Source organism: Variovorax sp. PAMC 28711 (assembly GCF_001577265.1).
Classification (GTDB): Bacteria; Pseudomonadota; Gammaproteobacteria; order Burkholderiales; family Burkholderiaceae_C; genus Variovorax.
Map to the genome: position 1 here is coordinate 3,499,630 of NZ_CP014517.1, position 24,268 is coordinate 3,523,897.

General features: G+C 63.7%; 24 protein-coding genes. 11 read left to right on the forward strand and 13 right to left on the reverse strand.

The features are described 5' to 3' along the window. Positions 1-324: 324 nt before the first annotated feature. The 9 genes from AX767_RS21070 to bfr form a co-directional block, all read right to left on the reverse strand. The gene (locus AX767_RS21070; RefSeq protein ID WP_082755050.1) at positions 325-597 is read right to left on the reverse strand and encodes a (2Fe-2S)-binding protein; all 273 of its coding nucleotides are present in this window, start codon (positions 595-597) and stop codon (positions 325-327) included. A 112-nt stretch (positions 598-709) separates the two neighbouring features. Further along, a complete protein-coding gene (locus AX767_RS16900) occupies positions 710-1,390 on the reverse strand; it encodes a Fe2+-dependent dioxygenase (protein WP_068632384.1) in 681 nt (226 codons plus the stop codon). Between the two features lie 87 nt (positions 1,391-1,477). Beyond that, on the reverse strand, positions 1,478-3,817 hold the full coding sequence (locus tag AX767_RS16905) for a catecholate siderophore receptor Fiu (protein ID WP_068632385.1): 2,340 nt from the start codon (positions 3,815-3,817) through the stop codon (positions 1,478-1,480). A gap of 238 nt (positions 3,818-4,055) precedes the next feature. After that, positions 4,056-5,423 carry a sulfite reductase subunit alpha gene (locus AX767_RS16910; RefSeq protein WP_068632386.1) on the reverse strand — a complete coding sequence of 456 codons (1,368 nt, stop codon included), beginning with the start codon at positions 5,421-5,423 and terminating at the stop codon, positions 4,056-4,058. Then, a complete protein-coding gene (locus AX767_RS16915) occupies positions 5,420-6,334 on the reverse strand; it encodes an FAD:protein FMN transferase (protein ID WP_237288484.1) in 915 nt (304 codons plus the stop codon). Before AX767_RS16915 ends, AX767_RS16910 begins: the two co-directional genes overlap by 4 nt. A gap of 125 nt (positions 6,335-6,459) precedes the next feature. Then, entirely contained in the window at positions 6,460-7,266 is an 807-nt protein-coding gene (locus AX767_RS16920; RefSeq protein WP_068632387.1) for a DUF4198 domain-containing protein, read from the reverse strand. 51 nt (positions 7,267-7,317) lie between these two features. Next, positions 7,318-7,851 carry a DUF2271 domain-containing protein gene (locus AX767_RS16925; protein ID WP_068632388.1) on the reverse strand — a complete coding sequence of 178 codons (534 nt, stop codon included), beginning with the start codon at positions 7,849-7,851 and terminating at the stop codon, positions 7,318-7,320. A 21-nt stretch (positions 7,852-7,872) separates the two neighbouring features. Then, entirely contained in the window at positions 7,873-8,538 is a 666-nt protein-coding gene (locus AX767_RS16930; RefSeq protein WP_068632389.1) for a PepSY-associated TM helix domain-containing protein, read from the reverse strand. 112 nt (positions 8,539-8,650) lie between these two features. Further along, on the reverse strand, positions 8,651-9,127 hold the full coding sequence (gene bfr, locus AX767_RS16935; protein WP_068632390.1) for a bacterioferritin: 477 nt from the start codon (positions 9,125-9,127) through the stop codon (positions 8,651-8,653). A gap of 242 nt (positions 9,128-9,369) precedes the next feature. On the opposite strand from bfr, the gene ahpC reads away from it, so the two are divergent. Together ahpC and ahpF are read left to right on the forward strand one after the other, a co-directional pair. Continuing rightward, positions 9,370-9,933 (forward strand): alkyl hydroperoxide reductase subunit C, encoded by a 564-nt coding sequence (ahpC, locus tag AX767_RS16940; protein ID WP_068632391.1) that lies wholly within the window; start codon positions 9,370-9,372, stop codon positions 9,931-9,933. A 92-nt stretch (positions 9,934-10,025) separates the two neighbouring features. Continuing rightward, positions 10,026-11,618 carry an alkyl hydroperoxide reductase subunit F gene (gene ahpF, locus AX767_RS16945; protein WP_068632392.1) on the forward strand — a complete coding sequence of 531 codons (1,593 nt, stop codon included), beginning with the start codon at positions 10,026-10,028 and terminating at the stop codon, positions 11,616-11,618. Here the strand turns inward: ahpF and ppsR are convergent. Further along, positions 11,615-12,436, reverse strand: a complete 822-nt coding sequence (ppsR, locus tag AX767_RS16950; RefSeq protein ID WP_068632393.1) for a posphoenolpyruvate synthetase regulatory kinase/phosphorylase PpsR — start codon at positions 12,434-12,436, stop codon at positions 11,615-11,617. The two genes, ahpF and ppsR, sit on opposite strands and share 4 nt — an antisense overlap. A 205-nt stretch (positions 12,437-12,641) precedes the next feature. Here ppsR and ppsA point away from each other — a divergent pair, with 205 nt between their 5' ends. The 7 genes from ppsA to dnaB all read left to right on the forward strand — a co-directional run bounded on the left by ppsA (position 12,642) and on the right by dnaB (position 18,883). Next, on the forward strand, positions 12,642-15,035 hold the full coding sequence (gene ppsA, locus AX767_RS16955) for a phosphoenolpyruvate synthase (protein WP_068632394.1): 2,394 nt from the start codon (positions 12,642-12,644) through the stop codon (positions 15,033-15,035). A gap of 197 nt (positions 15,036-15,232) precedes the next feature. Further along, positions 15,233-15,763 (forward strand): hypothetical protein, encoded by a 531-nt coding sequence (locus tag AX767_RS16960; RefSeq protein ID WP_068632395.1) that lies wholly within the window; start codon positions 15,233-15,235, stop codon positions 15,761-15,763. 93 nt (positions 15,764-15,856) lie between these two features. Beyond that, a complete protein-coding gene (gene rpsF, locus AX767_RS16965) occupies positions 15,857-16,231 on the forward strand; it encodes a 30S ribosomal protein S6 (protein ID WP_068632396.1) in 375 nt (124 codons plus the stop codon). A gap of 10 nt (positions 16,232-16,241) precedes the next feature. Continuing rightward, positions 16,242-16,550: a primosomal replication protein N gene (gene priB / locus AX767_RS16970; RefSeq protein WP_237288485.1), complete on the forward strand. Its 309-nt coding sequence runs from the start codon at positions 16,242-16,244 to the stop codon at positions 16,548-16,550. A gap of 18 nt (positions 16,551-16,568) precedes the next feature. Further along, positions 16,569-16,850: a 30S ribosomal protein S18 gene (gene rpsR / locus AX767_RS16975; RefSeq protein ID WP_068632397.1), complete on the forward strand. Its 282-nt coding sequence runs from the start codon at positions 16,569-16,571 to the stop codon at positions 16,848-16,850. Positions 16,851-16,863: 13 nt separating this feature from the next. Continuing rightward, positions 16,864-17,316 (forward strand): 50S ribosomal protein L9, encoded by a 453-nt coding sequence (gene rplI / locus AX767_RS16980; RefSeq protein WP_068632398.1) that lies wholly within the window; start codon positions 16,864-16,866, stop codon positions 17,314-17,316. A 163-nt stretch (positions 17,317-17,479) separates the two neighbouring features. Beyond that, positions 17,480-18,883 (forward strand): replicative DNA helicase, encoded by a 1,404-nt coding sequence (dnaB, locus tag AX767_RS16985; RefSeq protein WP_068632399.1) that lies wholly within the window; start codon positions 17,480-17,482, stop codon positions 18,881-18,883. 89 nt (positions 18,884-18,972) lie between these two features. Here dnaB and AX767_RS16990 read toward each other — a convergent pair whose 3' ends face one another. From AX767_RS16990 to AX767_RS17000, 3 genes are all read right to left on the reverse strand, one after another. Further along, positions 18,973-20,721, reverse strand: coding sequence for a PhoH family protein (locus tag AX767_RS16990; RefSeq protein WP_068632400.1), 1,749 nt, complete (start codon positions 20,719-20,721; stop codon positions 18,973-18,975). 189 nt (positions 20,722-20,910) lie between these two features. Further along, positions 20,911-21,387, reverse strand: coding sequence for a peroxiredoxin (locus tag AX767_RS16995; protein ID WP_068632401.1), 477 nt, complete (start codon positions 21,385-21,387; stop codon positions 20,911-20,913). Between the two features lie 128 nt (positions 21,388-21,515). Beyond that, on the reverse strand, positions 21,516-21,914 hold the full coding sequence (locus AX767_RS17000; RefSeq protein WP_068632402.1) for an Mth938-like domain-containing protein: 399 nt from the start codon (positions 21,912-21,914) through the stop codon (positions 21,516-21,518). A gap of 100 nt (positions 21,915-22,014) precedes the next feature. Here AX767_RS17000 and AX767_RS17005 point away from each other — a divergent pair, with 100 nt between their 5' ends. Further along, entirely contained in the window at positions 22,015-23,250 is a 1,236-nt protein-coding gene (locus AX767_RS17005) for a pyridoxal phosphate-dependent aminotransferase (RefSeq protein ID WP_068632403.1), read from the forward strand. Continuing rightward, entirely contained in the window at positions 23,247-24,260 is a 1,014-nt protein-coding gene (locus AX767_RS17010) for a DUF1176 domain-containing protein (RefSeq protein ID WP_068632404.1), read from the forward strand. Before AX767_RS17005 ends, AX767_RS17010 begins: the two co-directional genes overlap by 4 nt. Positions 24,261-24,268 lie beyond the last annotated feature (8 nt).

The following is a 24,268-nucleotide window of genomic DNA, read 5'->3' on the forward strand; positions in this document are numbered from 1 at the left end:
GGCGGTGGGGGAGGCGGCGGAGGCGGGGGTGGCGATGGCGGCTTCGGGGGTTCGATGATCTGGGCCAGGATCTCGACCGGGATGACAACCTCCGCAGCCTTTCGCAGCAAGCCGGACTGCAATGCCCACAACCCTGCGACGTGGAACAGCACGACGCTGCCGGCAATGAGGGTGGTGCGCGAGAGGCCAAAGGCCGACGGCGGAGTGGAGAAGCGGTCAGACACGATCAAACATTCGAGAGCGGCCACGCCAAAACGTGCCCGCGATGCAGCAGAAACCGCGATTACTTACGAAAAATCCACCAAACCGAACCTGCGACGAAGATCAGGCTGCCGCCGAGTGCCGAGAAGAGTTCCATGCCTTGCTTTCCGTGATGGAGGTGGCAAGCTGGATCGCCATGACGCCGGTTTCCCGGTGCAATGCGGCCACTGGATGCGAGGCACTGCACTGCGCGATGACGTCGCGGGCGCATCCTTCGCACTGGCCACACTGGGTGGCCACACCGAGTTCGAATTGCACTTCGTCGAACGTCATTCCGGCACGCGCATGGCGCGCGATTTCGCGATCAGAGATTCGGCGGCAAACGCAAACGATCATGACGGTGAAAGCGGCAATTGGCTGGCTGGTTGAAGAAGAGTCTGATTATAAATACGAATCCCTCGCATTTGCAATAACTATCCTCCCAGTCGGGGTCTTATGCGCCGCGGTGCTATACCTCCGCCCAGAGTCTCAGCAGGTTGTGATAGTGACCGGTGAGCGCCACGGTCTCGGCCGATTCGCCATGCGTGGCGCGCAGAGCCTGAAGGGTCTGGTCCAGCTCGAAGAGCATGCCGCGCTGCGCGTTGTCCCGGACCAAGCTCTGAAGCCAGAAGAATGAACACACGCGCGCGCCGCGCGTCACCGGATGCACCTGGTGGAGGCTGCTGGAGGGATAGAGGATGAGGTCGCCGGCCGGCAGCTTGACCTCGTGCGCACCGTAGGTGTCGACGACCTCGAGTTCGCCGCCGTCGTAGTCGTCCGGATCGCTCAGGAAGAGCGTGCACGACAGGTCGGTGCGCAACTGCTCGCCGGTGCCCGGAATCGAGCGGACCGAGCCGTCGACATGCAGGCCGTAGTGCTCGCCGCCTTCGTAGCAGTTGAAGAGCGGCGGCACGAAGCGCAGCGGCAGCGCCGCCGAGTGAAAGAGGGCACTGCGCGCCAGCGCGGTCAGCACTGTTTTCGCGAGTTCGTGACCCCTGGGCGAATGCTCGGACAACTGTCGGTTGCGTTTGACCCTGGCGCCTTGTTCGCCGACGGTTTGTCGACCGTCCATCCAGTCCGCGGTCTCGAGGGCGGAGCGCACCTCACGCACCTCCTCGGGCGTCAATACATCGGGCACATGCAACATCATTTTGGAAGCAGCCTCACAAGAAAAAAGCCCCGACGGTGAGGTCGGGGCTCGAGTGTCGCACCGCTGCCGGCGCGAGCGGTTGTGGCATCAGAAGGCGAAGTTGGCCGTCAGACGGTAGGTGCGCGGTGCGCCGGGCGTGTAGCGGTAACCGCTCTTGTTGATCGCCGCCACGTATTCCTTGTCGGTCAGGTTGTACACGTTGAACTGCAGGTCGACGTTCTTGTTGATGCGGTACGACGCCATGGCATCGAACACCCAGTACGCATCGACAAAGGCGGGTGTGCCGACGGCGCCGTCGGTGCCACGGTGCAACTTGCCGTTGTAGCGAGCGCCAAGACCCATGGTCACGCCGAAAGGCGTCTTGTAGGTCGTCCACGCGGTGAACGAGTTTTTCGGTGTGTAGGCCAGCACCGAGCCGCCATCTGCCAGCACCGACGGGCCGTTCAGGATCTTGCTGTCTTGCGTGGTGAAACCGGTGCTGACGCCCCAGTTGTCGGTGATGGCACCGGCCGCGCCGAGTTCCAGACCCTGGACGCGCTTCTTGCCGATCTGGGCATAGGTCGTGTTCGTCGAGTCGGTCGCGATGACTTCGTTGCTCACGTCGGTTCGGTAGATCGCTGCGGTCAGCGCCAGCTTCTTGTTCAGCACGTCCCACTTGGTGCCGAGTTCCCAGGTCTTGGTCTTCTGCGGATCGAAGTCGGTTCGGTTGGCGTTGTTGCCGGTGCCACCTGCAGCCAGGGCGAAATTGTTGCCGCCCGGCGGCTGGGCCGCCGTGCCGTACCCAAGGTACACGCTGCTGTTGTCGGTCGGCTTGTAGACCAGGCCGAGCTTGCCGGTCCAGAGGCTGCCGGACGTGCTGAATGCGCTGGGCGTCAGCACCCCGTTCGTCGCGTTCAAAGCAGTCGCGTTGTAGTCGGTCGAGTAATGGTCGTAGCGCAGGCCGCCGGTGAGCATCCAGCGCTCGCTGAACTTCAACGTGTCGAACGCGTACGCGCCGACCGTTGTCGTCGTGCCGTCGGTCGTCGTGCCGTTCTGCAGGCGCTGGTAGCCGAGCACGTTCGGGTTCGGGGCGTACAGGTTCGCTGCGGGCCAGGCGCCGCTGTTGCGGATGCCGGGCACGCCGAAGACCGTGGCGTTTTGGCCGTAGTAGCCGTTCGTGTTCTGTTCTTCGCGAATCAATTCGACGCCGGCGTTCAGCGTGTGGCCAATGCCGCCCGTGTTGAACTTGGCGCTCACGTTGGTCTGGTTGGTCAGGATGGTGTTCTCCTGATCCTTGTTGGTCGGGTTGCTGCGGGCCAGCGTCCAACCCAACGGGTTCGCGGCGTTTGGCGTCAGCAGGTTTGCCGCGCTGCCCATGAACGCGGTCAACATGTAGTCCTGCTCGGTCTTGCCATAGCGGAACGTGTTGCGGACCGTGACGTCAGGCGTGAGGTCGTGCTCGACACGCGCGGTGAACATCGTCTGCGTCACGTTGTCGAAGTCCGACGTGGTGCCGTAGAAGTTGCTCGAATCGACACGCGAGGCGTAGTTCAGGAAATTCCGGCGATTGCGCACCGAGGTGGCATCGGGCGTGGAGTAGCCCGGCAGCCCGATCGTTGGCACGCCGCCGTCGGGGATGTTGTTCTGCTTGATGTGAACCAGGTCGAAGTACAGGCGCGTCGGCGTGCCGAGGCCGAGTGCCAGCGACGGTGCGATGCCCCAGCGCTTGTTCTTGACCACGTCGCGGCCGGAAACGTCTGCATCCTCGCCCACGACATTCAATCGGAACGCGGCGCCTGAACCGCCCGGGCCGCTCAGTGCCTTGTTCCAGTCGACCGTCCCACGCTTGAAGCTGTCGCTTCCAAGGCTGACCGAACCGAGAAAGCTGTCCGACAGCGTCGGCTTCTTGGTGATCAGGTTGATGTAGCCGGTCGGCGCGGTGCGGCCGGTGTCGCTGCCAGCCGGGCCCTTCACCACTTCGACCTGCTCGATGTTGAACGTGTCGCGCGAGACCGAGCCGGTGTCGCGGATGCCGTCGACAAAAATGCTGTTGGACGTGTCGAAGCCACGCAGGTAGATCGCGTCACCCGTGCTCGTGTTGCCGTTCTCGCCGAGATAGAACGCGCCGGCGCCGGGGGTGTTGCGCAAGGCTTCGGTCAAGGTGGTGGCGCCCTGTTCGCGCAGCACTTGCTCGCGGATCACCTGAATCGTTTGCGGCGTGTCCAGCAGCGGCGCGGTGAACTTCGGATTTGCCGAGGTGTCGGCCTTGTACTCGGGCGCGGCGTTCGAGCCCTGCACGCGGATTTCCTGCAGCGTGCCGCCGCCGGCAGCGGGCGCCGTCTGGGCCACGGCCGGCAGGGCGAATGCCATCAGCGTGGCGGCAGCGGCGCCGGAAAGTTGAGGGACAGCGCGCGCGACGGCGTGCTTGCGGCTCTTGATGTAGGCCATGGAACGGTTCTCCGAAAAGGAAGGCAAATGAGAACTCGACTGGCGGGTCTCGCGCGCTGCGCCCGAAGGCGAGGGGAGATTGGCTGGGTGAGTCGGCTCGCAGCAGGGAGCCGCGAAGTCACCCTGAATGATAATGACTCGCAATACGTTTTTTACACTTCCTTCACTGGCCGGACGTAATTTGCCTGGATTCGTTGTAGGACAGCAACGTGTTACGAGCCAAACCCTCGGGGTGCCCTCAATACACGTCGCGGCGGTAGCGCCCGTCGATCGTCAATGTCTGAACCGTTTCGGTGCCCAAAATGTCGCGAAGCGCGGCGTCGACGCCCGTCGCCATTCCCTGCAGGCTGCCGCATACATAGAGCGCGGCGCCGCGCGCCACCCAGGCACGCACCTCGTCGCTGACTTGCAGCAGTCGATGCTGCACGTAGACGCGATCCGCCTGATCGCGCGAAAAGACCAGGTCGAGTCGCGCCAGCCGCTGGTGGGCCTGCCAGGCTTCGATTTCGTTTCGGCAAAGAAAATCGTGGGCCACGTTGCGTTCGCCGAACACCAGCCAGTTTTCAAATTGTCCGGCGGCGATGCGTTCGCGCAGATGGCTGCGCAGCCCGGCCAGTCCGGTGCCATTGCCGATGAGGATGAGCGGCCGTTCGGCATTCGCCTCAAGGCGAAAGCGACGGTGGGGTCGCAGTCGCAATGCCGCGGTGTCGCCGATGGCGAGCGTGGAGGTGAGCAGGCCCGAGGCGGCGCCGAGCGTGCCGTCCGGGTGCTGTTCCTGGCGCACCAGCAATTCGATCCGGCCGTCGGACGGGATCGACGCGATCGAGTAGTCGCGCGGCCGCGTGGGGTCGCTCGCGATGGCGATCTGCACCAAGTCGCCCGAATGCCAGTTCAACGGCACGGCATCGGTGGCGGCCGTGAAGGCGACCTCGTAGATCGGCGCGCCCGCGCTGTGCGGGTTCAGCAGCGTGCGTGACACCAACTGCCACGGCACGAAGGGCGCGGCCGATGGTTCGGCTTCCTCGGTGTCGGCCCCTGCGCCCCACAGCGCGCGCCAGGCCGCCAGCGCGACGGGGTCGCCGTTGTCGACGTCGATGCGCGCTGCCACGGCGGCTGCGCCGGTCGAGGCGAGCCAGCCGTCGAGCGCCCGACCGAAGCCGCAGTAGTGGTCGTACTGCCGATCGCCCAGTGCGAGCACGGCGTAGCGCAGCGTCGGCAGCGCGATCGTCCTCGCCATCAGTTGGTCGGCGAACACGCTTGCGCCATCCGGGGCGTCGCCTTCGCCGTAGGTGCTGGCGACGAAGAGGGCGCGCCGCGCGCCGGCGAGCGTGGCGGCGTCGACGGCATCGAGCGCAAGCACGCGCGCAGGCGTGCCGGCCGCGTGAAGCCAGCGCGCGGTCTGCCACGCGATGGCCTCGGCCTGCCCGGTCTGGCTGGCGAACGCCACGAGCACGGGTTCGGCGGCGCCATCGCCCGCCAGCGCGTTCGACGCGGCCTTGGCGGCGACCGCGCGAAGCCGCTCACGCCACCAGATCGCGGCGCACAGCGCTGTGTAGGCGACCACGGTGCCGCCCGCAGCCACGCTGCGAATCGCATCGATGCTCATGCGTGAACGCGTTCGTGCCAGCCGCGCGAAGCGCTGGCCTGCAGGCCCTGGGGCGTGCGCTCGAAGAAGAGGGCGGCCACGCCGTGCGCGTTCGCGAACGGCAGGCCCTTGGTCGGGCCCAGCACGGTGAGCACGGTGGCCAGCGCGTCAGCATGCATGCACTCGGCGTGCAGCACGCTGACCGATGCGAGCCCATGCGCGACGGGTTCGCCCGTGCGCGGATCGATCGTGTGCGACCAGCGTCGGCCTGCCGACTCGCGCTGGTGCCAACGATCGCCCGAAGTGGCGATCGCGAGATCGGTGAGCGCGATGGGCGGCGATGCGCCGACGCTGTCGTCGGGCGCCGCCACCTGCACGGTCCAAGGTGTGCCGCCCGGCCGATGCCCGACTCCGCGCAACTCACCGCCGACTTCGACGAGCAGATCAACCAGGCCCAGCGCCTTCAACGAATCGACGACATGGTCGACGGCGAAACCTTTGGCGATGCCCGAAAAATCCAGTGTCAAGCCGCCGGGTTGTTCAAGCGTGGCTGCTGCGGCGTTGAACCGCAGTTGCCGCCATCCGCCGGCGGCCCGCGCGAGATGCAAGGCGCGGAGGTCCGGCGCGTGTGCACTTGCGACGGCATCGGGGCCGAAACCCCACAGCGCCACCAGCGGTCCGACCGTCGGATCGAGCGCGCCGTCGCTGGCTTCGGCCCATTGCACGGCGCAACGGAGCACGGCCGTGAATTCGGGCGCGAGCGCATGCACGCTGCCGGCAGCGGCCTGGTTGTAGCGGCTCAGATCGGAGTCGGCGCGCCAATGGCTCATCTGCGCGATCACACGGTCGAGCGCGTGCGCTGCCGATGCGCGCACGGCGTCCAGCCCGATCATTTGCGGGTTGCCGAAGCGCACCGACCAGGTGGTGCCCATCGTCTCACCGCCGATGTGCTGCAGCGTTACCGGATCGGCGAGCCGCGGCGTGGTGGCGTTGGCGTAGCTGCCACGCCAGTTCGGCGCGAACGAAAGCGTCGTGCCTGCGGAATTTTCCGTGGAGATCAGGGCATGACTTCCAGAGTCGCCGCGTAGCTCAGGCGGCGCTCCTTGGCTTGCGGCACGGTGGTCTTGTTGTCCTTGGTGCTCACGTCGAGCCAGTACATGCCCGCGGTCGGCCACGTCACGACGAACTGGCCTTTGGCGTCGGTCTTGATCTTGGTTTCCTGGAGCTTGTCGCGGTACTGCGTGTTGCCGGCGGTCACGCTCACTTCGAGATCCTTGGCGGGCTGGCCGTCGAGGTTGAGCGTGAAGGTCGACTTTTCACCCTTGACCAGATCGTTCGGGCTGCCCGTCGAGATCAGTTCCAGGCCCTGGCCGATGGGCTTGAGCACCGAAGGCTTGCCCACCGTCACGAACGTTTCGATGCGCCCCGACGATTGCGAAATGACCACGTCGGTTGCGTCGGCCGGCACTTCCTTGGCGATGCTTTCCGCGGTGCCGCGTGCACGCTTTTGCGCACCGGCCTTGTCTTTCCACGAAGCGAATGCGCCGGCGTTGACCACCGCGATGCGGTAGGTGCCCGGCTGCGCGACGGTCACGTCGAACACGGTTCGGAACTTGAGCTTGGCTTCGTTTTCGGCCTTGAGCGTGCTGCCGTCGGGCGCCGTGATTTGCAGGCCGTCGATGCGCAGCGGATTGTGGTTCGCCACGAACAGGTCGTTGGAGACCGCCGCGTCGATGCTGACCGTGTCGGCCTTCGACAGCACGGTGGTCGAAGGAAGCAACCAGGCGTTGTGCGCGTGTGCGGTGCCGAGTGCGGCAGTGAGGGCGAGGGCCGTGACGGCGGTGGCGAGGACGGAAGTCTTCATGGGGGGCTCCGGTGAATGAGGGTGTGTCGATGAACGGTGTGTTCGCGTGGATCAGGGCTTGAGTTCGAGCTTGATTTCGCCCAACTCTTCCTTGCCCGTCGCCACCACCGGCTGCGCGGAGGTCGGCGGCCACTGGAAAGGGATGCTCACGACTTCACGGCCGCCCACTTCGCGGGCGGCTTCGACCACCAGCTTGTAGCCACCCGGCGCCAGCTTGGGCAGCGCGCCCGTGCCTTCGGTGAAGTTGAGTTGCTGCTTGCCGGCCGGCTTGGTGGCGCCCGTGACGCCATCGACCGGCACCGCCAGTTCGCGGCCACCGCGGCGCCACCATTGGCGCAGGTCCTTCAGCCACTTGGTGCCTTCGCCTTCGGGGTTGTTGGTTTTGGTGCGCACGTCATACCAGACCGCGAGCGTCGTCTCGAGTGAGTTGTCCGCGCGTTCGATCCACGCGGCCACGTAGGGGCGGTGGTATTCCGACACCGAAAGGCGCGGTACCTCGATATTCACGCCCAACCCTGCGGCGAGCGCGGGTGCGGCGAACAGGGCCGATGCAGTGATCGGGGCAAGGGAATAGCGAAGTTGCACGGAAAACCTTTTCTTGACGAGTCAGTGAATGAACAGCAGCGCGAGCAGCACCGGAATGACCAGGCCCATGCCGACCATCGGCCAGGTGAGCGGCCGGTTGCCCGCATGCATCTTGAGAATGAACAGGCCGGTGATGGAGAACACCAGCGTGGCGGCCGCAAAGATGTCGATGAACCAGCTCCAGGCGGCGCCGGTGTTGCGGCCTTTGTGCAGGTCATTGAAGTAGGACAGCCAACCGCGGTCGGTGCGCTCGTATTCGGCTTCGCCGTCGGTCAGGCTGACGCGCAACCAGGCGTCTCCCCCGGGACGTGGCAGCGAGAGATAGACCTCGTCGTCCGACCACTCGGCTTCGCGGCCGGCGATGTCGACGGCAAACTGTTTCTGCACCCACGACTGGAGTTCGGCAGGCGCAGGCGCCTTGCCTTTGCTCGCTTTGTCGGCCTTGATGAGCGCGACCCGGCTTTCAAGGGCCGTCTGCAGCGCCGGGTCGAGCTTCGCGTGCTGGCTGGTGACGGCAGGCTTCGCTTCGATCTGGCCGGCATGATTGAGAGTGAAGCCGGTGACGCTGAACAGCACCATGCCGATCAGGCACATCGCCGAACTCACCCAGTGCCATTCGTGCAGGGTCTTGAGCCAGTAAGCGCGGCGTCGGTTGTCGGTCGGGGTGGTGGGAGCGGCAGCGGTCATGGGAGGCGACGATTCTAGCCTCACAAATGAGAATGAATGCTATTTGCATAAACAATGCGCGCCCAAAAAAAAGCGGGACCGAAGTCCCGCTGCGCGAGGGCGCCCTTGCGCCTTATTCGAGTTCGCCCATCTGGCTCTGGAGGTAGTTCTGGATGCCGACCTTGCCGATGAGGTCGATCTGGGTCTCCAGAAAGTCGATGTGATCTTCGGTGTCGTCGAGGATTTTTTGCAGCAGATCGCGCGAGACATAGTCACGCACCGTCTCGCAGTGCGCGATGCCCGCCTTGATCGTGGCCTGCGCGCCGGTTTCGGCGCCGAGGTCGCAGGCCAGCAGTTCCGGCACGTCCTCGCCGATGTTCAGCTTGCCGAGGTCTTGCAGATTGGGCAGACCGTCGAGCATGAAGATGCGGTCCATGAGCCAGTCGGCGTGCTTCATTTCGCCGATCGACTCCTCGTATTCTTTCTTCGCGAGCTTGTCCAGGCCCCAATGCTTGAGCATGCGGTAGTGGAGGAAGTACTGGTTGATCGCGGTCAGCTCGTTTTTGAGTTGCGCCTGCAGATGACCGATGACTTGGGGATCGCCCTTCATGATTCTTTTCCTTGTTCTGAAGCGCGCGATTGTGGGAGGGCGGGGCGCGCCCGGCAAGGCAAGCCCCTGCATTACCGGTCTGCATGCGTGTGATGCTGATACACGTTCGCATCGGTGAAAGCGCCCGCTTCGTGTTTCATAGGCGCAAGGCATTCTTTTAATAGTTCAATACTATTGAAAATAGTAAATCGGTAGTTATACTTGTGCCTCGTTATCTTTATCCGCCACCAAGGAAAGCAGCAATGTCCCTCATCAACACCCCCGTGCAACCGTTCAAGACCGAGGCCTATCTGAACGGCAAGTTCATCACGGTCACCGAAGAATCGCTCAAGGGCAAATGGTCCGTCCTGATCTTCATGCCGGCTGCTTTCACCTTCAATTGCCCGACGGAAGTCGAAGACGCGGCCGACAACTACCCTGAGTTCCAGAAGCTGAACACCGAGGTGTACATCGTGACGACCGACACGCACTTTTCGCACAAGGTGTGGCATGACACCTCGCCTGCGGTTGGCAAGGCCAAGTTCCCGCTGGTCGGCGATCCGACGCACACGCTGACCAACGCCTTCGACGTACACATCGCCGAAGAAGGTCTGGCACTGCGCGGCACCTTCGTGATCAATCCGGACGGCATCATCAAGACGGCCGAAGTGCACTCCAACGAGATTGCCCGCGACGTCAAGGAAACATTGCGCAAGCTCAAGGCAGCCCAGTACACCGCAGCGCACCCGAACGAGGTGTGCCCGGCCAAGTGGAACGACGGTGACAAGACGCTCGCCCCTTCGTTCGACCTCGTCGGCAAGATCTAAGCAGCGCCTCGCGCGAACGCCCGGGCGCTTTCGGAGCCCCGGGCTTTTTTAGCCCCGGTTGATAGTTATCCCTTATCGAAAGTGAGCCCTCCATGCTCGACGCAAACACCAAGGCCCAGTTGAAGAGTTACCTCGATCGCGCGACGCAGCCGATCGAAATCGTCGCCTCGATCGACGACAGCCAGGCTTCGGACGAAATGCGTTCGCTGCTGAAGGACGTCGCCGAGTCGTCCCCGCTGGTGACGTTCACCGAGAGCCGCGAAGACAACCACCGCAAGCCGTCGTTCTCGGTCAATCGCCCCGGCGAAAACCACGGTCCGCGCTTTGCCGGATTGCCGATGGGCCACGAATTCACCTCGCTCATCCTGGCGTTGCTGCAGATCGGCGGCTACCCGCCCAGGGTCGAGCAAGAAGTGCTCGACCAGATCCGCGCGCTCGACGGCGACTTCGAATTCGAAATCTTCGTGTCGCTCACCTGCCACAACTGCCCGGACGTGGTGCAGGCGCTGAACCTGATGGCGGTGCAGAACCCGCGCATCAAGACCACCATGATCGAGGGCGGCACCTTCCAGGACGAAGTGAAGGCGCGCCAGATCATGGCTGTGCCCACCATTTTCCTGAACGGCACCGAATTCGGTCAGGGGCGCATGAGCCTGGAAGAAATCCTCGCAAAGATCGATACGGGCGGTGTCGCGCGCGAAGCGAAAAAGATCGATGCCAAGGCGCCGTTCGATGTGTTGATCGTCGGCGGTGGTCCCGCCGGCGCGGCTGCCGCGGTGTATGCGGCGCGCAAGGGCATCCGCACGGGCGTGGCGTCCGAGCGTTTTGGCGGGCAGGTCCTCGACACCATGGGCATCGAGAACTTCATCTCGGTCAAGGAAACCGTCGGTCCAGCCTTCGCGATCGCTCTCGAGGAGCATGTGCGTGCGTACGACGTCGACATCATGAATCTGCAGCGCGCCAAGGCACTGGTGCCGGGCAAGGACTTCGTGGAAATCCAGCTCGAGAGCGGCGCTTCGCTCAAGAGCCGCACGGTGGTCATTTCGACCGGTGCACGCTGGCGCAACATCAACGTGCCGGGCGAGCACGAGTTCAAGAACAAGGGCGTAGCGTACTGCCCGCATTGCGACGGCCCGCTGTTCAAGGGCAAGCGCGTGGCCGTCATCGGTGGCGGCAACTCGGGCGTCGAGGCCGCGATCGACCTCGCCGGCATCGTCGGCCATGTCACGCTGATCGAATTCGACGTGCGGTTGCGTGCCGACGAGGTGCTGCAACGCAAGTTGCGCAGCCTGGAGAACGTGACGATCCACACGAACGCGCAAACCACCGAGATCACCGGCGACCAGACGGTGAACGGACTGGTCTACAAGGACCGTGCGAGCGGCGAACTGAAGACGGTGCCTCTCGAAGGCGTGTTCATCCAGATCGGGTTGGTGCCCAACACCGACTGGCTCAAAGGCACGGTCGAGCTGTCAAAGCACGGCGAGATCGTGGTGGACGCCAGAGGCCAGACTTCGGTGCCCGGTGTGTTCGCGGCGGGCGATGCGACGACCGTGCCGTTCAAGCAGATCATCATCGCGGCTGGCGACGGTGCCAAGGCGGCGCTGAGTGCCTTCGATCACCTCATTCGCACGCCGGTGCCGGTGGAAGTGTCGACGCCGGTGAAGGAAGCCGTCGCGGCCTAGTAAGTCAGGCGCTCGGGCCTGAGTTCCTGCAGGATCGTCGTCGCGATTTCTTCGATCGACTTGGTGGTGGTCGACAGCCAGCGGATGCCAGCGCGTCGCATCATCGCTTCGGCCTCGGTGATTTCCTGGCGGCAATTCTCGAGGCTGGCGTAGCGCGAGTTGGGTCGGCGTTCGTTGCGAATCTGCGAGAGCCGCTCCGGCTGGATCGTGAGCCCGAAAATTTTCTTCTTGTGCGGCAGCAAGGCCGGAGGCAACTGTCGGCGATCGAAGTCTTCCGGAATCAGCGGATAGTTCGCGGCCTTGAGACCGTGCTGCATCGCGAGGTAGAGCGAGGTCGGCGTCTTGCCGCTACGGCTCACGCCGACCAGGATCAGGTCGGCGCCGTCGAGGTCGCGGTTGCTTTGCCCGTCGTCGTGTTGCAGGCTGAAGTCGATCGCGGCGATGCGAGCGTCGTACTCCTTGCTCTTGCTCACGTCGCTGAAGCGGCCGATGCGGTGGTTGGACTTCATCGCCAGTTCGATTTCCAGCGGCCGCACGAAAGTCCCGAACATGTCGAGCAGCATGCCCTTGCAGCCGGTCTCGATGACTTCCAGCACCTCCATGTTGGCCAGCGTCGTGAAGACGATCGGCCGCACGCCCTCGATTTCTGCGGTGTGATTGATCCTGCGTACCGCCTGGTGCGCCTTGTCGACCGTGTCGGTGAAGGGCAGGCGAACGTGCCGCGGCTTCATTTCGAACTGTGCAAGCACGGCATTGCCGAATGTTTCGGCCGTGATGCCGGTGCCGTCGGAGACGAAGAAAACGGTGCGTGTTTGCATGGCGGTTCAGGAGGGGGTGAGGGCGTCTGCGGCCTTGTCCTGCGGCGCAAGCGGGGGTGCCGCGCCTACAATCCGGGCCATTATCGGGAATCTGCTTTCCCGTGCTTCATCTTTCCATGCAGACCGCCACCGCACCCAAAGCAACGACAACGATCGTGCCGGGCCGCCTGCATGCGCCGCCGGTTTTAACTTCTGGAGCCTCCCCATGCCTGCACTCTTTGAAGCGACCGCCCTGGTCGTACCGTTCGAGAACCTGAGGATGACCGACGTCGAGTCGGTCGGCGGCAAGAACGCCAGCCTCGGCGAAATGATTTCCCAGCTGCCTCAAGGCGTTCGCGTGCCGACCGGCTTCGCCACCACGGCGCATGCGTTTCGTGCGTTTCTCGCGCACGACGGTCTGGCCGACAAGATCAGCAAGCGGCTGGCCGCGCTCGATACTGAAGACGTGCGCGCGCTGGCCGTGGCCGGCGCCGAGATTCGCGGCATGGTCGAAGCCCAGCCGTTTCCGGCCGACTTGCAAAAGGCCATCGGCGAGGCGTTCGCGACCTTGAGCGCCGGCAACCCTGCCGCTTCGTTCGCGGTGCGCTCGTCGGCCACGGCCGAAGACTTGCCCGACGCCTCGTTCGCCGGCCAACAGGAGACATTCCTCAATGTGGTCGGCATCGACGATGTGCTCCACAAGATGAAGGAAGTCTTCGCTTCCCTCTACAACGACCGCGCGATCAGCTACCGCGTGCACAAGGGTTTCGAGCACGACATCGTCGCGCTGTCGGCGGGTGTGCAACGCATGGTGCGCAGCGATCTGGGCGCCGCCGGCGTGATGTTCACCATCGACACCGAGTCGGGTTTCGAAGACGTGGTCTTCATCACCTCGAGCTACGGCCTTGGCGAGACCGTGGTGCAGGGCGCCGTGAACCCGGATGAGTTCTATGTGCACAAGCCGATGTTGAAGGCCGGCAAGCGCGCGGTGATCCGCCGCAACCTCGGCTCCAAGCTGATCCAGATGGAATTCGCCACGCCCCAAGAAAAAGCAGAGAGCGGCAAGCTGGTGAAGACGACCGATGTGCCGACCGAGCAGCGCAACCGCTACTCGCTGACCGACGCGGACGTCGAGCAACTCGCGAAGTACGCGCTGGTCATCGAAGAGCACTATGGCCGCCCGATGGACATCGAATGGGGCAAGGACGGCACCGACGGTCATCTCTACATCCTGCAGGCGCGCCCCGAGACTGTGAAGAGCCAGCAGCAGGGCAAGGCCGAGCAGCGCTACAAGTTGCTGGGCAAGGGCGCCGTGCTGGCGGAGGGCCGCGCGATCGGCCAAAAAATCGGCACCGGCCCGGTACGTCTCGTCTACAACATCAGTGAAATGGACAAGGTGCAAGCGGGCGATGTGCTGGTCACCGACATGACAGATCCCAACTGGGAGCCGGTCATGAAACGTGCCGCGGCCATCGTGACCAACCGAGGCGGGCGCACCTGCCACGCGGCCATCATCGCGCGCGAGCTGGGCATTCCGGCGGTGGTCGGTTGCGGCGACGCGACTGATCTGCTGAAAGAAGGCACGCTGGTCACGGTGAGCTGCGCGGAAGGCGATACCGGCTTCATCTACGACGGCCTGCTCGAAACCGAAGTGACCGAAGTCCAGCGCGGCACGATGCCCGACATCGATCTGAAAATCATGATGAACGTCGGGAATCCGCAGCTGGCTTTCGATTTCTGCCAGCTGCCGAACCACGGGGTTGGGCTGGCTCGGCTCGAGTTCATCATCAACAACAACATCGGCGTGCATCCGAAGGCGATCCTCGACTATCCGAACGTGGATGCCGACCTGAAGAAAGCGGTCGAATCGGTGGCGCGCGGACACGCTTCGCCCCGCGCGTTCTACGTCGACAAGGTGGCCGAGGGCATCGCGACCATCGCCGCCGCCTTCTGGCCCAAGCCCGTCATCGTTCGACTGTCGGACTTCAAGTCGAACGAATACCGCAAGTTGATCGGCGGTTCGCGCTACGAGCCCGAAGAAGAGAACCCGATGCTGGGTTTCCGTGGCGCGGCGCGCTACATCAGCGAAGAGTTTCGCGAAGCGTTCTTGATGGAGTGCGAGGCGCTCAAGCGCGTGCGCAACGACCTGGGCTTGACCAACGTGCAGATCATGGTGCCTTTTGTGCGCACGTTGAAGCAGGCCGAGCGCGTGACCGGGCTGCTGGCTGCCGAAGGCCTGAAGCGCGGCGAGAACGAGCTCAAGATCATCATGATGTGCGAGGTGCCGAGCAACGCGATCTTGGCGGACGAGTTCCTCCAGTTCTTCGACGGCTTCTCGATCGGCTCGAACGACCTGACGCAGCTGACGCTCGGGCTGGACCGCGATTCCGGCCTCGAATTGCTGGCGGCCGACTTCGACGAACGTGACCCGGCCGTCAAGGCGATGTTGAGCCGTGCCATCGCGGCCTGCAAGGCCCAAGGTAAATATGTCGGCATCTGCGGGCAGGGGCCCAGCGATCACCCGGACTTCGCGCTGTGGCTGGCCGAGCAAGGCATCGAATCGATTTCGCTGAACCCGGACAGCGTGATCGACACCTGGAAGCAGCTGGCTGCACGCTGAACCGCGCGTGACCGGTGTGCCGGTGCGCAAAGAATTCATCCCGCGCGACGGTCGAATGCCCTCGTCAGCCTGGCGTAATTGAAACAAAATGCGTTTTTGGTGCGAAACTGTGTGGCGAGCAGGGAGGGCTGACGTCCACGCAGCGTCGCAGCGCCCATTCCGAGGTCTGGACTTTCATTTTTGGGACGATCCGCAACATGATTCTTGTCAAGACAGAAGCAGGTCAGCAAGTGCTCAGGGACCGCTCGGTGCGTTTGACGCCGCGGCAGCGTTCGGCTTTCATCCTGTGCGATGGCAAGCGGTCCGTCGATGAGGTTCTGGGCGCCGGAATGGGTATCGGCCCTGACGACATCGACCAGATGATCGAATTGGGTCTGCTCGGGCCGCTCGACGGCATGCCGGTGCGCGAACCGGCAATGGCCATGGCGGCTGCGCAGCCCGTCGCCGTGGCAGCGGTGGTGAGCCCCTCTTTGCTGAAGACGGCCACCGAAGCCCTCGCGGTTGCACCGACGCCGCTGGTTGCAACCCGGTCGACCCAGCAGCGCTACCAGGAGGCTTACCCGATCGCCACCCGGCTCACGGGTGCGTTGGGGCTCCGCGGATTCCGGCTCAACCTGTCGGTGGAGGGCACGTCGACCTACGAAGAATTGCTCGCGCTGGCGCCCAAGATCCGGGCCGCCGTCGGCCCCGAGAAGGCTGCCGAGCTCGATCGCGCGCTGGGGCACTGACGCCTGCTATAATCGTGGGCTTTCCCTTGCCACACTGCATCCGACGCTGCGGGTGGCTTTATTCCCTTCTTCGGAAGACCCACAAGGAGTGTCATGCGTCATTACGAAATCATCCTGCTGATCCATCCGGATCAAAGCGAACAAGTTCCAGCCATGCTGGAGCGTTACAAGGGCCTCATCACGGCCGGCGGTGGCAAGATCCACCGCGTTGAAGACTGGGGCCGCCGTCAGCTGGCCTACCAGATCAACAAGCTGAGCAAGGCGCACTACCTGTGCGTCAACATCGAAGCCGAGCAAACCGTGATGGCCGAACTCGAACACGCGTTCAAGTTCAACGACGCCGTGCTGCGCCACCTGACCGTTCAGAAGAAGAAGGCCGACACCGGTCCTTCGTCGATGATGAAGACGGTCGAGCGTGAAGAGGCCCGCAAGGCCCAACAAGCCGAGTACGCGAACAACAACAACTGATGGTGTGACGGTGACCGGCACAGCGGTCGCGGCCAATCAGCTTTTGCTGACTGCCGTGGTTGCCGAACTCGGTGCCTTGCGATTCACGCCCGCCGGCTTGCCTGCCATTGATCTGCGCCTCGAACACGAGTCGAAGATCGAAGAAGCAGGTCAAGTCCGGCAGGTGAAGGCGGCTTTGAAGGCCGTCGCGTTCGGCACAATAGCCGAGCGGCTCGCAAGTCAGGCGTTGGGGAGTCTCTGGCGATTTCAGGGCTTCCTCGCGACACCGGGGAACGGCAAGCATCCGGTCCTTCACATCCAGGATTTTCAGCAAGATTAATTTTTCGAGAGGTCCCAAATGGCCACGTTCAAGAAATTCAACAAAGACAAGCGCCCCAAGCGCAACACCCAGTCGCTGCTCTTCAAGCGCAAGCGCTTCTGCCGCTTCACCGTCGCCAACGTCGAAGAGATCGACTACAAGGACATCGACACGCTGCGCGATTTCATCAGCGAAAACGGCAAGATCATTCCCGCACGCCTGACCGGCACGCGCGCGATCTACCAGCGCCAGCTCAACACCGCGATCAAGCGTGCACGCTTCCTCGCGATGGTGCCGTACAGCGACCAGCACCGCGTCTAAGGAGTTCGACACCATGCAAATCATTCTTCTGGACAAGGTCCTGAACGTCGGCTCGCTCGGCGACATCGTGAAAGTGAAGGACGGCTACGCGCGTAACTTCCTGATCCCGTCGGGCCGCGCACGTCGGGCCACCACGGCGAACAAGGCCGAGTTCGAAGCCAAGCGCGTCGACCTCGAAAAGGCTGCTGCTGCCAAGTTGGCCGAATCGCAAGCCCAGGGCGAAAAGCTCGGCGGCTCGGCGGTCAAGCTCACGCAGAAGGCCGGCGTCGACGGTCGTCTGTTCGGTTCGGTCACCAACGGCGACATCGCCGAAGAGCTGAACAAGCAGGGCTACAAAGTCGCCAAGTCGCAAGTGCGCATGCCCAACGGTCCGATCAAGATCGTCGGCGACAGCACCGTGAGCGTGGCGCTGCACACCGACGTGGTCGTCGAGATCACCGTGACGGTGTACGGCGAAACCGCTTAAGCCTTCGACGACGAAGCAAAAAAGCCGCCTTCGGGCGGCTTTTTACTTTGGGGTTCCGCGCAGTTGTCCTCGGCGCTCCACCGAAAAGCCACCGCTTATCCACAGCGTTATCCCATGACGTCGCCGGCCCCGCGCACTAGCATGGCTGGCTGCAAGGAAACCCATGTCAGCCGTCTTCTCTTACGCCGATAACGATCCCGCCGACCGACAGGTCGCGCAACTGCGCGTTCCGCCGCATTCCATCGAAGCCGAATCGAGCGTGCTCGGTGGCCTCTTGCTCGACAACAACGCGTGGGACCGCATGGGCGACTTGTTGGTCGACGGCGACTTCTACCGCCACGAGCACAAGCTGATCTACTCGGCCATCGGCACGTTGATCAACGCGACCAAGCCGGCGGACGTGATCACGGTCTACGAGCAATTGCAAAACCTCGGCAAGGCTGACGAAATCGGCGGGCTCGTCTACCTGAACTCGCTGGCGCAGTACGTGCCGAGCGCAAGCAACATCCGTCGCTACGCCGAAATCGTCCGCGAGCGTTCGATCTTGCGCAAGCTGGTGTCCGCAGCCGACGAGATCGCGACCAACGCCTTCAACACGAACGGCAAGGCGGTCGACAAGATCCTCGACGAGGCCGAGCAGAAGATCTTCAACATCGGCGAGGAAGGCTCGCGCATGAAGCAGGGCTTCCAGGGCATGGATTCCCTGGTGGTCGAACTGCTCGATCGTGTGACCGAGATGGCCGACAACCCGAACGACATCACGGGCGTGCCGACCGGCTTCGTTGATCTCGATCGCATGACCTCTGGCTTCCAAGCCGGCGACATGATCGTGCTGGCTGCGCGCCCTTCGATGGGCAAAACAGCGCTGGCGATCAACATCGCCGAGCACGTGGCGCTCAACGAGGGCCTGCCGGTGGCGGTGTTCTCGATGGAAATGGGCGCGTCGCAACTCGCGGTGCGGATCGTCGGCTCGATCGGCCGCATCGACCAGACCCATCTGCGCACCGGCAAGCTCACCGACGAAGAGTGGCCGCGATTGACCGAGGCCATCGAGAAGCTGCGCAACATCTCGCTGCACATCGACGAGACGCCGGGTCTCACCACCAGCGAGCTGCGCGCCAATGCGCGTCGGCTGGCGCGCACCTGTGGCCAGCTGGGACTGATCGTGGTCGACTACCTGCAGCTGATGAGCGTGTCGACCGCGATGAACGACGAGAACCGCGCGACCGCAGTGGGTGAAATTTCGCGCGGTCTGAAGATGCTGGCCAAGGAACTCAAGTGCCCGGTGATCGCACTGTCGCAGCTCAGCCGCGGCGTCGAGTCGCGCACCGACAAGCGCCCGATGATGAGCGACCTGCGCGAGTCCGGCGCCATCGAGCAGGACGCCGACATCATCATGTTCATCTACCGCGACGACTATTACGACAAGAACTCGAAAGAGCCGGGCGTGGCGGAAGTGATCATCAGCAAGCAGCGGAACGGCCCGACCGGCACCGTGAAGCTCGCGTTCCTCAAGCCGATCACCAAGTTCGAGAGCCTCGCCAGCGGCGGTGGCTACGAGTACTAGCGCTCTGACAACGCGGTCACGCGGCCGGGCATGAAAAAGCCCGCGAGCGCCAAGGCGGTCGCGGGCTTTCGCGAGCCGGTGGCGAGGCTTTAGAGCACTTCGCTCGCGAAGTCGGCCAGGCGCGAACGTTCGCCGCGCGCCAGCGTGATGTGCCCGCCGTGCGGCCAACCCTTGAATTTGTCGACCGCGAAGGTCAAGCCGGACGACCCTTCGGTGAGGTAGGGCGTGTCGATCTGCGCCAGGTTGCCCATGCAGATGATCTTGGTGCCGGGGCCGGCACGCGTGATCAGCGTCTTCATCTGCTTGGGTGTCAGGTTCTGCGCTTCGTCGACGATCACGTACTTGTTCAGGAACGTGCGCCCGCGCATGAAGTTCATGCTCTTGATCTTGATACGGCTTCGGATCAGCTCGTTGGTCGCGGCGCGACCCCATTCGCCGGCTCCGCCGCCGTCGCCCTTGGCGAGGAACTCGAGGTTGTCGTCGAGCGCGCCCATCCACGGGCCCATCTTTTCCTCCTCGGTGCCCGGCAGGAAGCCGATGTCTTCACCGACGCTCACGGTCGCGCGCGTCATGATGATTTCGGTGTAGCGCCTGTCGTCGAGCACCTGGGTCAGACCCGAGGCGAGCGCCATCAGCGTCTTGCCCGTGCCGGCCGTGCCGGTCAGGGTGACGAAGTCGACGTCAGGGTCCATCAGCAGGTTCATCGCGAAGTTCTGTTCGCGATTGCGCGTGGCCACGCCCCAGACGGCGTTCTTGCCGGAGCTGTAGTCCTTGAGCGTCTTGAGCACCGCTGTCTTATCGCGGATTTCGGTGACGCGGGCGTACATGCTGGGCTCGCCGGGTGCCTCGAAGTAGACGAACTGGTTGATGTGGAGGTTGGGCACGATCGCGCCGCTGATGCGGTAGAAGGTCGTGCTTCCGCTCTGCCAGCTCTCGACCGTCTTGCTCTGCTTCGTCCAGAAGTCGGGCGGCAGCGCGAGCGAGCCGGCGTAGAGCAGGTCACCGTCTTCGAGCGTCTTGTCGTTTTGGTAGTCATCGGCGGCGAGGCCGAGCGCACGCGCCTTGACGCGCATGTTGATGTCTTTCGACACCAGCACCACTTCCTGCTTCGGGCGACCCGGCGCGTCTTGCGCATACAGGTCGCGCAGCGCATGCACCACGCCGAGGATCTGGTTGTCGGCCTTGCCCTGCGGCAGGCTGGTCGGCAGCGAATAGTCGAGCGGCGCGGTCTGGAAGAACAGCTTGCCGCCAGCACCGCGGTGGCCGGTGGTGTCGAGCTTCAATCCCTTGGTGATGTCGGCGCCCTTGGCACCGGCGAGCGCATCCAGCGTGCGGCTGGTCTGGCGACCGTTGCGGGCCACCTCGGTGGTGCCCTTCTTGTGGCCGTCCAGCTCTTCCAGCACGATCATCGGCAGGAAGATGTCGTGCTCTTCGAAGCGGAACAGGCACATCGGGTCGTGCAGCAGCACATTGGTGTCGAGCACGAATAGCTTGGCTGGACCCGATGCCTTGCGCTTGGTGCGCGGCGGGTTTTGCGTCTGGGGTGCCAGGGCATGAGGCGCCTGCGGTTGATCGTGATAGCTGCGCGTGGGCTGCGGTGCAGCGGGCGCCTGCACCGGTGCCCTGGCCTGCGGTGGCGCTTCGAGCACTGCACCGCCGGCTTCCGGGCTGCGGCGATCGTCGAACAACTCCAGCGCTTGCGTTCCGTGCGCCGGGCCGCCGTCAGAGCGGCGGTCGGCAGATCGGCGCGAATTCTTGTGCGATGAGCGTGCGGGGGCGTCTTGTGCGTCGGGTGTGAGCAGGGCGGCGCGTTTCGAGGGGGCGGGAGGCAAGGGCATGTGGGAAGTCGCTCGCAAAGAAGGGGGAACCAAAAAACGAAAAAGCCGCCTTGAGGCCAAGGCGGCTTTGTTCGGAGGATGCGGTCGTGGAGCTCAACGGCATGAGTCCATTATGCACATCGCGGGTGACGCATCCGGTGTTCGTTGTGCCTGCCCCACGGCTTCGCACGAAAACACACGCTTGAAGCGTCAGGCAGCTTTCTTGAGCGTCTTGACGGCCTTGAGCACGTCGTCGACATGGCCCGGTACCTTGAGGCCACGCCATTCGGCTTTCAGGATGCCGTCGGCGCCGATGAGAAAGGTCGAGCGCTCGATGCCCTTGACCTTCTTGCCGTACATGATCTTGTTCTTGACCACGCCGAACATGTGGCACATCTTTTCTTCGGTGTCTGCGATGAGTTCGAAGGGCAGCTCGAGCTTGGCCTTGAATTCGTCGTGCGACTTCATGTTGTCACGCGACACGCCGAAAACGGTGGCGCCGGCTTTTACGAAATCCTTGTAGCGGTCACGAAACTGCATCGCTTCGGTCGTGCAACCCGGTGTATTGTCTTTGGGGTAGAAGTACATCACCAGCACGTGACCGAGGTGCGAGGTGTTCGAAACCTTCAGCCCGCCGGTGGCGTTGGATTCGAACTCGGGAATGGGTTTGTTGACAACGATCGCCATGAAACTTGTTTTCTCCGTTGGATTCCATTCGGGGTGCAGCAGGGCACTTGTACGAACGGAGGATTGGTCGTTGCTAACTGCGGGCAGCTTGCCGCATCGCAACCCGCGATTTTACCCCGAAACGTGGACTAACTTCCAGCCGCGGGTTCCGGCGCGCGCGCCTCGATCAGCAGGGCCGCGACGACATGCCGTCCCTCGCTCGCCAGAATGTTGTAGGTGCGGCAGGCCGCAGCCGTGTCCATGGTCTCGACCCCAATGCGTTGCGCCATCAGCGGCTTGAGCCATGCGGGCTGCGGAAACCGGATGCGGTCGCCGCTGCCGAAGATGATCAGTTCGGCGTCGAGCGCGGCCAGCCGCTCGAAATGCAGGGCGCCCAACTCGTCAAAGCGTTGGCAATCCCACGCAAAGCGCTCGCCGCGTGAGCCGAGCACCACGCTCTCTTGGACTCTTTCGTTGTTGATGGCGATCCAGCCCGGCCCATGGGCAGTGAGGGTCTGGATGTCGGATTTGTCGGGCTGGAGCTTCATCGGGAGCCGGTTGGAACTGTGGTCAAATTATAGGTTTTCTCCAGTGACGCACGGGCTTCGTGGGCATTGGAAACCTTGCGAAACCCGCCCGGGAGGGCCTTTGAAAACGCTCAAGAAATCGGCCAAGCTGGCCAATGTGCTGTACGACGTTCGCGGCCCGATCGTCGACGCCGCGCGGCAGATGGAAGAGGATGGTCAGAAGATCATCAAGCTGAACATCGGCAACATGGCGCCGTTCGGCTTCGACGCACCCGAAGAAATCCAGCAGGACATGATTCGCAACCTGCCAGACTCGGCGGGCTATTCGGACAGCAAGGGCATCTTCGCGGCGCGCAAGGCCGTGATGCACTACACCCAGCAGCAGGGCATTGAAGGCGTCACGCTCGACGATATCTATCTCGGCAACGGCGCGAGCGAACTCATCGTGATGGCGACCAACGCGTTGCTCGACGACGGTGACGAACTGCTCGTGCCCATGCCTGACTACCCGCTGTGGACCGCTGCGGTGTCGCTGTCCGGTGGCAAGCCGGTGCACTACGTTTGCGAAGAAGACAACAACTGGCTGCCGAGCCTGGCCGACATCCGCGCCAAGATCACGCCGCGAACGCGCGGGATCGTCGTGATCAACCCGAACAACCCGACCGGCGTGCTCTACCCTGATGAGTTGCTGCGCGGCATGGTGGCCGTCGCGCGCGAGCACAGCTTGGTGCTGCTGGTCGACGAGGTCTACGACAAGGTGCTTTACGAAGACGCAAAGCACACGGCGATGGCCAGTCTCTCGACCGACGTGCTCACGCTTACCTTCAACTCCCTTTCCAAGGCTTACCGTTCCTGCGGCTACCGCGCGGGCTGGATGATCGTGTCGGGGCCCAAGAGTGATGCCGGCGACTACATCGAAGGCCTGAACATGCTGGCCAACCTGAAGCTGGGCTCGAACGTGCCGGGCCAGTGGGCGATCCAGACCGCGCTCGGGGGTTACCAGAGCATCAACGACCTGATCAAGCCCGGCGGCCGCTTGCGTCGACAGCGCGACCTGGCGTACGAACTCATCACCGCCATTCCGGGCGTGACCTGTGTGAAGCCGCAGGCCGCGCTCTACATCTTTCCGAAGCTCGATCCGGTGATGTACCCGATCGCGGACGACCGCGAATTCTTCATGCAGGTGCTGCGCGAGACGCGTGTGATGCTGGTGCAGGGCTCCGGCTTCAACTACCCGGACAACCAGCATTTCCGCATCGTGTTCCTGCCGCACGAAGACGACCTGCGCGAGGCCATCGGCCGCATCGCGAAATTTCTCGAAAAGTACCGCCGCCAGGCGGCGCTGACCGCGTCATGAGGCGGCTCCTTTCCGTGGCCGCGCTCTCGTGGTGCGCCGTGGCATCGGCTGTCGCTGGCGATGCGCCGGTGTCCTTCCAGTACAAGGACTGGGAGCTGGTGTGCGACAACACCCGCACCTGCCGCGCCGCCGGCTACCAGGCCGAAGAAGGGGGCAGCGACCCGGTGTCGATGCGCATCACACGCGCCGCCGGGCCCTCGACACCGGTCGGTATCGATGTGATGGTGGATGGAGAGGTTGAGCCCAGCGGCAGCCTGCGGCTGGGCGTCGGCAAGCTCAGCGTGTCCAACCTCGGCGCCAGCGGCGCCACTCTCGATGCTGCTCAGGTGCGCAGCGTGCTGCCCGAGCTGGTCAAGGCCGAGACCGTCGCGGTCAGCGATGCGAAGGATCGGCGCTGGACGCTGTCGCTCGCAGGACTGAACGCGGTGCTGCTCAAGATGGACGAATTCCAGGGCCGCATCGGCACGCCGAGTGCCTTGACGCGCAAGGGCAGCAAGCCGGAATCATCGGTGGCCGCGCCCGTGCTCGCGCCGGTCGTCAAGGCCGTCAGGCCAGCGAAAACACGGCCGCAGGACAAGGCCCTGGCCGCCCGGATATTCCCCGAGCTCGACATCAAGCGCGCCGCGGAAGATTGCAACAACAAGGACCGCGTCAACGCTGGCGCGATGACCGTGCAACGCCTCGATGACCGGCGTGTGCTGCTGTCGCTGTCGTGCGGCACGGGTGCCTACAACGACTCGACGTTTCTCTGGGTGGCCAATGACAAGCCGCCCCATGCAGCCAAGGCGCTCAAAGCCATGGGCGACTTCGACGAGAAGGACGGCAGCACCACCGAGGTCATGAAGGGTCGCGGCGTCGGTGACTGCATCTTCGCCGAAACCTGGGTCTTCGACGGCACGGGCTTCACGCGCACTTCCGAAACCGGCGACACCATGTGCCGTGGCTTCGCCGGTGGCGCCTGGTCGCTGCCGCGCTTCGTGGCGCGCGTCGTGCCGGCTTCGGCCCAATGAATATTCAC